The organism is Nocardia sp. NPDC055029 (assembly GCF_053608525.1).
This window is the reverse complement of sequence record NZ_JBSGVQ010000033.1, coordinates 14,028-26,091: the sequence shown is the minus strand read 5'-3', so window position 1 is coordinate 26,091 and position 12,064 is coordinate 14,028. Positions and strand designations below refer to the sequence as shown.

Annotated in this window: 10 protein-coding genes; 2 read left to right on the top strand and 8 right to left on the bottom strand. The window is 68.2% G+C overall.

Annotated features, from left to right (window positions below):
* Positions 1–38: 38 nt before the first annotated feature.
* From ACWF9G_RS25040 to ACWF9G_RS25015, 6 genes are all read right to left on the bottom strand, one after another.
* Positions 39–1,217 (bottom strand): serine hydrolase domain-containing protein, encoded by a 1,179-nt coding sequence (locus ACWF9G_RS25040; protein ID WP_379306898.1) that lies wholly within the window; start codon positions 1,215–1,217, stop codon positions 39–41.
* A gap of 109 nt (positions 1,218–1,326) precedes the next feature.
* The gene (locus ACWF9G_RS25035; protein ID WP_379306896.1) at positions 1,327–1,695 is read right to left on the bottom strand and encodes a hypothetical protein; all 369 of its coding nucleotides are present in this window, start codon (positions 1,693–1,695) and stop codon (positions 1,327–1,329) included.
* Positions 1,696–1,875: 180 nt separating this feature from the next.
* Positions 1,876–2,445 carry an isopentenyl-diphosphate Delta-isomerase gene (gene idi, locus ACWF9G_RS25030; RefSeq protein ID WP_452518265.1) on the bottom strand — a complete coding sequence of 190 codons (570 nt, stop codon included), beginning with the start codon at positions 2,443–2,445 and terminating at the stop codon, positions 1,876–1,878.
* A complete protein-coding gene (locus ACWF9G_RS25025) occupies positions 2,442–3,317 on the bottom strand; it encodes a geranyl diphosphate 2-C-methyltransferase (protein WP_379306892.1) in 876 nt (291 codons plus the stop codon). The genes idi and ACWF9G_RS25025 overlap by 4 nt, the downstream gene beginning before the upstream one ends.
* A complete protein-coding gene (locus ACWF9G_RS25020) occupies positions 3,314–4,576 on the bottom strand; it encodes a family 2 encapsulin nanocompartment cargo protein terpene cyclase (protein WP_452518263.1) in 1,263 nt (420 codons plus the stop codon). Before ACWF9G_RS25020 ends, ACWF9G_RS25025 begins: the two co-directional genes overlap by 4 nt.
* Positions 4,577–4,589: 13 nt before the next feature.
* Positions 4,590–5,996: a family 2B encapsulin nanocompartment shell protein gene (locus ACWF9G_RS25015; RefSeq protein ID WP_379306888.1), complete on the bottom strand. Its 1,407-nt coding sequence runs from the start codon at positions 5,994–5,996 to the stop codon at positions 4,590–4,592.
* 336 nt (positions 5,997–6,332) lie between these two features.
* On the opposite strand from ACWF9G_RS25015, the gene ACWF9G_RS25010 reads away from it, so the two are divergent.
* Together ACWF9G_RS25010 and ACWF9G_RS25005 are read left to right on the top strand one after the other, a co-directional pair.
* The gene (locus ACWF9G_RS25010; protein ID WP_379306886.1) at positions 6,333–6,497 is read left to right on the top strand and encodes a hypothetical protein; all 165 of its coding nucleotides are present in this window, start codon (positions 6,333–6,335) and stop codon (positions 6,495–6,497) included.
* 137 nt (positions 6,498–6,634) lie between these two features.
* Positions 6,635–9,652, top strand: a complete 3,018-nt coding sequence (locus ACWF9G_RS25005; protein WP_452518260.1) for an AMP-binding protein — start codon at positions 6,635–6,637, stop codon at positions 9,650–9,652.
* A gap of 86 nt (positions 9,653–9,738) precedes the next feature.
* On the opposite strand, the gene rffA is transcribed toward ACWF9G_RS25005, so the two are convergent.
* Positions 9,739–10,875: a dTDP-4-amino-4,6-dideoxygalactose transaminase gene (rffA, locus tag ACWF9G_RS25000; RefSeq protein WP_452518259.1), complete on the bottom strand. Its 1,137-nt coding sequence runs from the start codon at positions 10,873–10,875 to the stop codon at positions 9,739–9,741.
* Positions 10,872–11,906, bottom strand: coding sequence for a glycosyltransferase (locus ACWF9G_RS24995; protein ID WP_379306880.1), 1,035 nt, complete (start codon positions 11,904–11,906; stop codon positions 10,872–10,874). Before ACWF9G_RS24995 ends, rffA begins: the two co-directional genes overlap by 4 nt.
* Positions 11,907–12,064 lie beyond the last annotated feature (158 nt).

Sequence of the window (12,064 nt, the reverse complement as noted above, 5' to 3'; positions counted from 1 at the left end):
GGGCGCGGGCGAGTGGAGGTGTGGCGATGCACCGGGTCTCAGCGGTGCCCGTCGGCCTTCGCGATGTTGTGGGCGGTGGTGCCGAGGCGAGTCAGGCGGGCGTCGCCGAGTGGGGTGAGTTTGCCGCCGAGGCGGTTGGTGACGAAGGCGAGGGACAGGCCGGTCTCGGGGTCGGCGAAGGCGCCGGAACCGCCGAGACCGAAGTGGCCGAAGGCCGAAATCGGGTCGGCCTTGGACGGTTTCATCGGAACACCGTGGAAACCGAGGGCCCACGGGATACGGAACGCCAGCACGTAATCCGGGGTGAAGACCTGGCGGGTGGCGACACGGCGGATCGAGCCGGGGTCGAGGATGCGGGTGCCGTCGAGTTCGCCGCCGTTGGCGAGTGCGGCGTAGACGCGGGCCAGGGCGCGGGCCGAGAAGACGCCGTTCACGCCAGGCATCACCGAATCGTGCACGCGCGGGTCGACGATGAGGTCGGCGAAACCGCGGGGCGTGGTTTCCGCGGCGGCGGCGTACCTGGTGCGGGTGAGCAGGTCCGAACCCCGGTCCCACTCCATGCCCGCCGCCCGCAGACGCGGGAAGGTGGTGGCGATGCGATGCCTTTCCTCTTTCGGCACCCGGAACCAGAGTTCTTCGGCGCCAAGGGGTTCGGCGAGTTCGGTGCGGACGACGTCGACGAACTCGCGCCCGGTCACCCGCCGCACCAGCTCGGCGGCCAGATGCCCGTAGCTGATGCCGTGGTAGCCGCTGGTGATCCGGTGCCGGGGGTCGGGGGTGGCCGCGCCCAGCGCGGCGGTGACGGCCTCGTCGTCGAGGAAGCGGTCGACGGGGCCGGGCAGCAGGCCGCGCAGCCGGTGCAGACCGGCGCGATGGGTGAGCACGTCGCGCACCGTGATGTGCGCTTTGCCCGCCGCGGCGAATTCGGGCCAGTATTCGGCCACCGCGGTGTCGTAGTCGAGCTGCCCGCGCTCGGCGAGCTGATGGATCACCGTGGAGGCCACGCCTTTTCCGGTGGAGAAGGCCAGCGCCACCGTGTCCGCGGCCCAGGGCACGCCGGGGCTCGCGTAGCCTGCCCACACATCGACCACCGGCTCACCGTGCAGGTACACGCACAGGGCGCCACCGCCGTGCGACGGCTTGCGGAAGAGGCGATCGAACATCGCGACCAAGCTGACGAAACGGCGATCCACCGACTGCGTTGTCGAAACTCCCATCGTTCGAGCATGCCACCCCGCGCATGGGACCGGTCGGTACGGTGATCGTTTCGCCGGGGGAGGGGAGCGGTCGTGACGCCGCCGTTCGCGCGGAACGGGGAGGGGCGGTTCAGGCGCGGACGGATTGCCCGGTCAGCGCGTTCAGCACGCCGTCGAGGTCGTCGACATCGACGACCAGGCGGGTGAAATCGGGCCCGTCGAGGTCGATACGCACCGCGCTGCCACCGAAAGTGGTGTCCCAGAACTCTTTCCGGCCCTTGCCCCGGTAGACGCCTGCGGCGATCACACCGGGGATGAAGGTGCCGGGCGCGCGCACCCACGGTGGGCGCAGGTCCACCTCGGCGGGGGTGATGCCGGTGATGGCGGCGCGGTCGATCACGACCTGCTGGCGCAGCGCGAGCAGTCGATGTCCGCCGAGTACATGGACCGTCACCGTGTCGTCGTTGATCTCGACCTCGACCATCGCTACCTCACTCACCTGCTGCGGAATCGTTCCCTGTCCAGAATGCGCGTTCGGCCTGGTCGGCGACTGTGGCGAGCCTGTGATTTCACCAAGAACCGTAAACATCGACAGATATAGATATGCGCATTGAAACTGTTTGTACCTCCTGGGATGGATGGGCAATGTGCCGGTCGAAAAACAGCAAGGAGGGAGAGGCTACGCCCGGTGTGCGGTGTGCGCGTGGTCGGCGATGTCTAGCACCTCGGCCAGCCACGGCGTGTACCTGCCGGGGTGGTCGGCCAGCTCGGCCCGCAGGGTGTGCGGGGTGATCCACGCCCACGCACCCACCTCGTCCGGATCGGGTTGCGGCGTCACATCGCCAACCACACCGATCAGGACGTGGTCGTATTCGTGTTCGACCCGGCCCGTCGTCTCGTCGCCTGCGCGGTAACGGAAGGTCCCGACCTCGGCGAGGTCGGCTGCGAGACCGAACTCCTCGCGCAGCCGGATCGCCGCCGCCTCGAGCACCGGCTGACCGGGCGCGGGATGCCCGCAGCAGGTGTTGGCCCACTGCCGCGGGAAGCGGGTCTTCACCGCGGCGCGCTGCTGGATCAGCACGTGCCCGTTCCGGTCGAACAGCAGCACCGAGAAGGCGCGGTGGAGCGTGCCAGGTGGCCGATGGGCATCGGCCACCGAGCACGCTCCGATCGCAACACCGTTGTCGTCGACCACCTCGACGGGCATGGCTTCGCGGTCGGTCGACGGGTCGGCGAGCTGTTCGGTCACCTGGCTACCTTATCGGCGACGATCAGCAGGTACTGGAAGCTCCCCTCGCGATAGGCGGTGAGGAACGGCTGCTCGACGCCGGTGGCGAGCTCGGAATGGGTGCGCAGCTCCCAGTACGGGATGGTGTCGGGCGTGAGGTCGACGACGGTGGTGGGGATCAGTCCGTTGTCGGACAGCGCGCGGAAGTACTCGCTGCGTGGATGGATCATGCAGCCGTAGTGCGCGTCGATCCAGCTGACCGAGGCCGACCGGCCACCGGTGACGTCGTTGGAGCAGCCGGTGATGCACACATACCGGCCACCGGGTTCGAGGAGCCGGGAGAATTCGTCGAACAGGTCGAACAGATCGACGTACATGGTGGTCTCGTTGGTCCAGATGCCGCGCACCGACTCGTCGGCGAAGCCGGTGTCGAGCATGTTGCGGAAGTGGAACCGGACCTGGTCGGTGACACCGCGGGTCTCGGCCTGGTCGTTGGCGAAGCCGACCTGGTACTCGGAGATGGAGACACCGTCGACCTGGCAGCCGAAGCGTTCCGCGGCCATGAAACTGGTGCCGCCGCGCCCCGAGCCGCCGTCGACGAGGCGGTCGGCGGGCTGGATAGGGCCGAGATGGTCGAGCAGGTAGTCGGCCTGGGCTGTCTCGAGCCGGTGCAGTTCGCGGACGAGGCGGTCCTGCCTGGTCTGCTCGGGGCCCTCGATGACCGACCAGTCGGGCGTGCCGATGCCGTAGTGGTGGTGGTAGAGACCGTCGACCTCGCCCAGCTTGGTGTTGACCCGATCGTCGTTGGGGTTGTTGTTCCAGTACGCCGCGACGGAACGCTGGTAGGTGGTGCGCAGCACGGTGCGGTCGGTACGGGGGTTCGCGATGGTCATCGGTCGTCCTCTCCTGGTGCGATGTCGTGGTAGCGGCGGCTGTCGGCGTGCCAGGCGCGATTGCCGCCCATCCAGGCCCACAGGCCGGCCAGGAAGCGGCGCAGCTGGGGTGAGCCCGTTGCGGCGAGCGGGGCCGCTTCCCGTTCGAAGCGGTGCATCAGCTCGTCGTGGATCTGCGCGGTCCGCAGGACCGCGTCGGCGCGGCTGCAGCCCTCCTCGGCGGCGAGGACCGTCGGCAGGTTGAATTCCCTGCCTCCCGAAAGGTCCTCGCGGGCCATCGAATACAGGTCGTTCACCATCTGCGCGGCCAGTGCGGCAGTGGTGACGACCCGCCGGACGGCCGGATCGGTGTACTCCGGAGCACCGAGTTCGTAGCCGCCGACGGCGTCGATCGGCGCCATGCACGGCAGGAAACTGTGCGGCTGACGGTTGGTCAGGTACTCCCAGACCGGTGGCATCCGATCCGCCGCGCGCCAGCCCGCCTCGGCGCCGAGCGCGATGAACCAGCCCGCGATCTCGGTGCGCAGCCTGGCCAGCTGCGCCGGGCTCGCGTACCCCGCCAGGCACGCGAACGACGTGCGGAACGCGCGCAGGATCGGATCGGCCTGCATGGCCTGTTCGAGCCGGGGTGCGTACCGCGCGGGCAGATGAGCCGGATCCATCGCGGCGGCGGCGAGCTCGAGCCGCGGCCCGAGCTCGGCGGCGGCGCTGGACGGTGTTCCGTCGGGTGCGGTGTCGCCAGGGGCGTCCTCCTCGCAGTAGTAGTCGTCGACCGACCATTCGGACACCGCGCAGCGGGCGGCGCCGAGGAGCAGGTCGGGGTCGTCGCAATCGGGATGGGCGAGCATGATCAGCCGGCCGAAGTCGGCCTTGCCCAGCTCGTCGAGACGGCCCTCGTAGAGGCCGATTTCGGCCGCCCAGGCGAGCAGGCCGACATTCACGGCCTCGGCCAGCGCGGGATCGTCGCGTTCGGGTGGTGGACAGTAGAGCGGCGGGATCGCTTGCCGTGCACCGGCTTGCGGGGTGGGTGGGGTGGCGCGCCAGAGCGAGGTCGTGCCGATCCCGGTGGGCCCGAGCAGGTGTCGCGGTTCGGGGGCGGACAGCTTCGGCGGCGAAATCCGGCGGGGGGGTGTGGCTGCCGCCGTACCGAGCCGGGGGAAGAGATCGGCAGGCGCCGTCGCGTCGTGCAGCAGGGCCGCCACCGTCGCGGCGAGCGCGGTGCCCGCGTGCGGGGCCGCTGCCCTGGTGAGGATCGACACGGGCCCGCGCCGATCAGTCGGCCCGGCGCGCGACGAGCACGTCGTCGAGTACGCCGAGCGCGTCGGGGACCAGGACCGCAGCCGAGTAGTAGCAGCTCACCAGGTACGACATGATCGACTGATCGTCGATCTGCTTGAACCGGACATTCAGACTCGGCTCGTACTCGTCGGGAATGCCGGTCTGATGCAATCCGACGACGCCCTGGTCCTTCTCACCGATGCGCATGGCCATGATCGAGGTCGTCTGGGTGCCGTTCACCGGGATCTTGCCGCACGGCAGAATCGGCACCCCGCGCCAGCCGGGAACCCGAGAGCCCTGGAACTCCACCGGATCGGGATACAGTCCGCGGCGCGAACATTCGCGGCCGAACGCGGCGATCGCCTTGGGATGGGCGAGGAAGAACTTGGTGCCGCGGCGCATGCTCAGCAACTCGTCCATGTCGTCGGGGGTCGGTGGGCCCGATTCGGTGGTGATGCGCTGCTTGAGATCGCAGTTGTGCAGCAGGCCGAAATCGGGATTGTTCACCAGGTCGTGCTCGCGCCGCTCGTAGAGCGCTTCGACGGTCAGGCGCAGCTGCTGGTCGATCTGGTTCATCGGGTCGTTGAACAGATCGGCGACGCGAGTGTGAATCCGCAGCACGCTCTGGGCCAGGCTGAGTTCGTATTGGCGAGGGCTGGCGTCGTAGTCGACGAAGGTGCCCTCGAGCAACGGTTCGCCGGAATGGCCGGAGGAGATCTCGATATCGGCCTCGCCCTTGGAATTCTGCGTCCGACGTGGCGTCTGGGCGGCCTCGGTGCGGATCCGGGCCAATGCGGGATTCATGTCGAGGAATTGTTCGAATGCTTGTCGTGGCAGGCAGAGAATGGTCGTCTTGGTCACCGTCTTCACGGTGTCCGGCCAGATCGCCGACGGGTCGGTGAGCATATCCTCGCCGTAATAGTCGCCGCCGGAGAGCATGCCGAGTTTCGTCGCCTCGCCGTATTCACCGGAACCCAGCCGGGCGAGTTTTCCGTGGACGACCAGAATCACCTGGTCCATCGGATTGCCGAATTCGGCGACGACGGCGCCGGGATCGAGATCGTACTGCACGAAAGTATCGGCGAGCGGGCGCAGCAATTCGTCGTCGTCGACAGTGCGCAGGGCGGGCAGTTCGCGCAATTCCTGCGGGATCACCCTGGCGCGCGAGCCGTCGACGACGAACTCGACCTCGCCGTTGCCGACGGTGTGGGTGAGCCGGCGGTTGACGCGATAGATACCACCCGCGACCTGCACCCAAGGCAGCGCGCGCGACAGCCAGCGGGAGCTGATCCCCTGCATCTGCGGCTCGGATTTGGTGGTGTGCGCCAGCTGTTGCGCCGCGCTGGTGCTGAGGCTCTTGCGAACGGAATTGTCTGTGGGCAGCGGCATTTCGATGGTCATGAAGTTCCTCACCTCGAGGCGGATTTCGGCACGGCCGATCAGCCTGTGCGGCGCGACGATGCGCGACAGGCTGGGGGTGGGTAACGATGTGAATCGAATGGTCCTGCGCGGAAGAAGCCGGGCGTGTGAAACGGTGTTACGCGAAATTGGATGCGTGCCAGTGTGTTCCGGACGAGAACGATGGTAGGGCGTCGAGCCGACCGTGTGCGGGCTAATCGGAAAAACATGGCTCTGACCGGGAGATCCGTTGCGCGGGAGGCGATTGCGTGGCGGCGAATGTCCTGGGATGAATCACCGACAGGCGCCGGATCGGCGGATGGTCGTTATCGTCGAATCATGTTCTTCGGCCCCGAGCCCGGCTGGAACGAGACCGTCGCGATGGTGCTCATCGTCGGCGTCGTGGTCTACGGTCTGCTCCTCGGGCTGATCGCGGCGGCCACCCACGAGTCCTACGATGCGGATCTTCCTGATCGCCGCGCTGGATTATCCGTTCCGCGGTGACCTGAGTGAGCAGCGAGCCGTTCGACAGTGTCTACGTCAGCGTGACGGGCCGCTGAACAGCGGGTGTGACCCGAATCGCCGGAACATGCGGCCTGTCACAGGCGACACATAATGGAGGTCCGGTGTGGTTAGCTCATATGAGCACATCGGGGTGTGTGAGGTGTGTCACTTTCAGTAGGGTAGGCCAGGTGGGAACGGTGGATATCAGTCCAAAAGGTGTGGTCGGTTCTATGCAGCGGTTGCTGGCTACCGCGCAGAACGGGCTGGAGGTGATCCGCTTCGGCGGATTGGCGCACGATGTCGAGTCCTCGCCCTTCGAGGTCGTCGAGCGCAGACGCATGTACCGGTTGCGTCACTACTTCCCCGACGATACGTCGGCGGGCCGTCCGGTGGCGTTGCTTGTTCCGCCGTTGATGGTGAACGCCGACATCTGGGACGTGAACGCGGCGGGCGGCGCCGTCGGCATCCTGCACGCGAGCGGAATCGACTGCTGGGTCATCGATTTCGGTTCGCCCGCGACCGAGGAGGGCGGCTGGGAACGTGACCTTGCCGACCATGTGCTTGCGGTGAACTCGGCCATCGACACGGTCTGTGAGGCCACCGGCGCGCAGGTGCACTTGATGGGCTATTCGCAGGGCGGCATGTTCGCCTACCAGACCACCGCCTACCGGTACGGCAAGGGCGTGGCCTCCATCGTCACCTTCGGCAGCCCGGTCGACATCGTCGCGGGCATGCCGTTCGGGCTGCCCTACGGCGTGGTGTCCGAGGTCGCCGATTTCCTGGCCGACCACGTGATGCACCGGCTGCCGATCACCGAATCGATGGTGCGCATCGGCTTCCAGATGCTCGACCCGGTCAAGACCGCCAAGTCGCGGATCGACTTCCTGCTGCAGCTGCACGACCGGGAAGCGCTGCTGCCCAAGGAGCGTCAGCGCCGCTTCCTCAACAACGATGGCTGGGTGGGGTATTCGGGTCCCGCGGTCGCCGATCTGCTCAAGCAGTTCGTCGCGCACAACCGGTTGATGCTGGGCGGCTTCGTGATCCGCGATCACCCGGTCTCGCTCGCCGAGCTGAAGTGCCCGATCCTGGCGTTCGTCGGTGAGGTCGACGACATCGGCCAGCCCGCCGCGGTGCGCGGCATCGTGCGGGCCGCGCCCAATGCCGAGGTGTACGAAGCCAGTTTGGTGGCAGGGCATTTCGGGCTCGTCGCCGGTTCGATCGCGACCAACCACACGTGGCCGATGGTGCGCGAGTGGATCGAGTGGATGGAAGGCAACGGCACCCTGCCCGAGCAGGTCGTCCCGATGCAGGAGCACGTGCCGAGCAACGCGCCCCGCACCGCGGCGACCCGGGTCGTGCACACCGCGGCCACCCTGGCCGAGGCGGGCGCCGGCGTCGGCAAGGCGCTGGAAGGCCTCGCCAGCAATACGATTCGCGGTTCGGTCGAGATGGCGGGGGAGGCGGCGCGCGCCCTGCCGCGGCTGACCCGGCTCGGGATGATCCAGCCGCACACCCGGATCTCACTCGGCAAGCTGCTCAACGAGCACGCCAAGCGGGCGCCGCAGAAGGATCTGTTCCTCTTCGACGACCGGGTGCACACCAATGCCGCGGTCGAGGTCCGCATCGACAATGTCGTGCGCGGGCTGATCTCCGTCGGCATCCGGCCGGCCAACCGGGTCGGCGTGGTCATGGAGACCAGGCCCAGTGCGCTGGCCGTGGTCGCCGCGCTCTCGCGCCTCGGCGCTGTCGCGGTGCTGCTCGCGCCCGGCGCCGAACTGGACCGGGCCATGGAGCTGACCGGCGTGCAGACGCTGATCACCGACCCGGAGAACCTGCGCACCGCCGCTGCGACGGGTGCGCGCGTGCTGGTGCTCGGCGGCGGTGACACCAGGCAGCTGATGGTGCCGACCGGCGATCGGGTGATCGACCTCGAGCAGATCGATCCGTCGCGGGTGCGGGTGCCTGCCTGGTTCCGGCCGAATCCTGGTCTGGCCCGCGAGCTCGCGTTCATCCTCGTCATCGGCACCGGTGACCGCCTCGAGGCCAAGTACATCACCAACCATCGGTGGGCGCTGTCGGCGTTCGGCACCGCCAGCGCGGCCGACCTCGACCGCCGCGACACCGTGTACTGCCTTGCGCCGCTGCATCATTCGTCGGGCCTGCTGGTGAGTCTGGGTGGGGCGATCGCCGGTGGCAGCCGGATCGCGCTGGCCAGGCCGATGGACATGGAGCCGGGCCGCTTCGCCGAGGAAGTGCACCGCTACGGCGTCACCGTCGTCACCTACACCTGGACGATGCTGCGCGACCTGCTCGACGCGCAGGTCTTCCCGGCGGGCCACAACCATCCGATCCGGCTGTTCATCGGCTCCGGCATGCCCGCCGGGCTGTGGCGGCGCACCGTCGAGCAGTTCGCCCCGGCCAGGGTGCTCGAGTTCTACGCCTCGATCGACGGCGACGTGGTGCTGGCCAATGTGCCCGGCGCCAAGATCGGGTCCAAGGGCAGGCCGGTGCCGGGCACCGCGCATGTCGAACTGGTTGCCTACGACCCGGTCACCGAGCAGATCCACGTCGGCGACGACGGCTTCGCGCGGCGCTGCGCCGACAACGAGCCGGGGCTGCTGCTCGGTAAGTCGGTCGACGGCGGTGACCTGTCCGACGGCGGACTGCGCGGGGTCTTCCGGGCCGGCGACGCCTGGTGGCCGACGGAGAACCTGTTCCGGCGCGACAGCGACGGCGACTACTGGCTCGTCGACCGCCGCGACACGGTGATCCGCACCGCCCGCGGTCCGGTGTTCACCCAGCCGATCGTGGACGTGCTCAACGACATCACCCCCGTCGACATGGAGGTCGCGTACGGGCTGAAGACCCCGTCGGGCATCCTGGCCGCCGCCGCGCTGAGCGTGCGCAAGGGCTTCAAGATCGAACCGGGCGATGTCACCGAGGCGATGCGGGCACTTGCCCGCGATCAGCGGCCCGATCTGGTCTACGTCGTCGACGAGATCCCGCGCAGCACCAGCTTCCGGCCCTCCGCCACGGCGGTTCAGGCCGCCGGTCTGCCCAAGGCTGGTCCGAACACCTGGATCTACAACCGGGAGACCGACGTCTACGAGGTGCTCACCGACGCCGCTGCCGCCGGGTTGTTCGGCGGTAACTGACGGGCGAGTGGGGTGGACGGCGGTCGGCCGGCCACCCCACCGGAGCGACAGCTCACCCGTGCGTGGCCTGCCTTGCTCAGCCGGGCCTACACCTGGTATTCGGTGACGGCGTCGATCACGCGGGTCAGCTGCGTCTCGCTCAGCAGCGGCCACAGCGGCAGCCGCACGATCGTCGCGGAGAAATTCGCAGACCGTGTGCACGGCACCGGAGTCCGGCCGTACTTCAGGCCCGCCGGGCTCGAATCCAGCGGAATGTAATGGAACGGCGCCACGATGCCGCGCTCGGCGAGATGACCGATGATGCCGTCACGGCTCTCCTCGGTCGGCATCCGCAGGTAGAACAGGTGCGCGGTGTGGCCGCGATCGGCGGGCACCGTCATCGGGCGCACATCGTTGCGGGCCGCCCAGTCCGGCAGTGCGGCCGCGTAGGTGTCCCACACGCGGTGACGCTGCTGCTGGATGGTGTCGAACTCGGCCAGCTGCGCGTCCAGCACGGCCGCGTTCAGCTCGCTGGGCAGGTAGCTGGAGCCGATGTCCTGCCAGGAGTACTTGTCGACCTGGCCGCGCAGGAAACGGGCGCGGTCGGTGCCCTTCTCCCGCATGATCTCCGCGCGGCCCATCAGGATCTCGTCCGAGAGCAGCAGCGCGCCACCCTCGCCGCAGTGCACGTTCTTGGTGTCGTGGAAGCTCTGCGTGCCCAGGGTGCCGATGGTGCCCAGCTGCCTGCCGCGCCACGTGCCGCCGAGGCCGTGCGCGTTGTCCTCGATGATCGCCACACCGTGCTGGGCGGCCAGCGCGAGCAACGGCTCCATGTCGGCGGCGACACCGCCGTAGTGCATGACGACGATCGCCTTGGTGCGGTCGGTGATCGCGGCGGCCGCGGCCGCCGGATCGATATTGCCGGTGGTCTCGTCGATATCGACGAACACGCAGGTCGAACCGCGCAGCGCCATCGCGGTCGCCGCCGAGGTGAACGCGAAACTCGGAACGATCACCTCGTCCTCGGGGCCCAGCTCGAGCAGCAGCGCGCCCAGCTCCAGCGCGTGCGTGCACGACGTGGTGAGCAGCGTGTGCCCGGCGCCGGTGATGGCCTTGATCTTGGCTGTCGCCGACTTGGTGAACTGACCGTCGCCGTGACTGTGATCGGATTCGAGCACGGTCAGCAGATTGGCGCGTTCAGCGGCGGCGCGGAACGGCCTGCTGAAGATGATCCGGTCGCTCACTCGTGGTGACCCTTCTCCGTCGCGGCTGCCGGTACCGCGGCGTCGACTCGATGGTTCACGGCCGGCGCATGCATCGTATCCGGGCGCGGTGTCGGGGTCTCGACGGTCAGGTACAGCGGCTTGCCGACCAGGATGTGCAGGGCCACACCGAGATATTCCGCGATCAGGCCGAGCGAGAACAGCGTCGCCCCCGAGCACAACAGCAGCACGACGATGATCGATGCCCAGCCCTCGGGATTGTCCTGCGTCAGCGCCTGCACGATGACAACCCCGGCCATGATCACGCCGGCCAGCGCCAGTGTCACCCCGAGCATGCTCACCAGGCGCAGACCGCGAGTGCCGCTGCACAGCACCATCTTCCAGAACAGCGAGAAGAGGCGGCGATAGTTGTAGCCGGACTCCTCGCGGCCCTCGGCGCGCAACACCACCGGCACCTGAACGGCTTTGCCGACCACCCAGGTCAGTGCCACATCCAGGTACACGCCGTTGGCCGCGACCTCGGCCAGCTGACGGCCGATATCACCGCGGATCAGCCGGAAGCTCTCGAACCGTGTCGAATCCGGGAAAGCGAACACCGTCGCCAGCACGATCTTCGAGCCGCGCGAGGTGATGTTGCGCAGGAAACCGTGCGGTCGGGTATTGGTCGGCTTCGAATAGACCAGATCCGCGCGCGAGGCCAGCGCCGCGTCGAGGAAATCGGCGATGAACGCCGGGTCGTGCTGACCGTCCTCGTCCATCGTGACGATCCAGTCGCCCCGCGCCGCCGCCATTCCCGCGATCGTCGCCGCGTCCTGACCGAAGTTGCGGCTCAACCACACCGGGCGAACCTGTGGATAGGCGCCTGCCAGTTCTTGCAGCACCACATCCGAACGGTCGGGGCCGTTGTCGTGCACGAGGATGATCTCCTCGACCGCGAAGCGGGCGCCGCTGGTCGAGGTGGACGGGCCGGTCAGCCGGTCCAGCTCGGCGACCAGCGCCGCGATCGTCTCCTCGCCGCGATACACCGGGACGACCACCGACACCGAATGCACCGGGCGCGATCCGTCGCGGGCGGGCGCACCGGCACGCAGGACTGCGCCGGGTCGGGACGAATGTGCGGAAGGAATCGGCATCGTCGACTTTCGGTGTATGAGGGCGAGCGCGTGGAGAAACCCAACAGTGAGCGCACTTTAACATCGGTATATGGCGG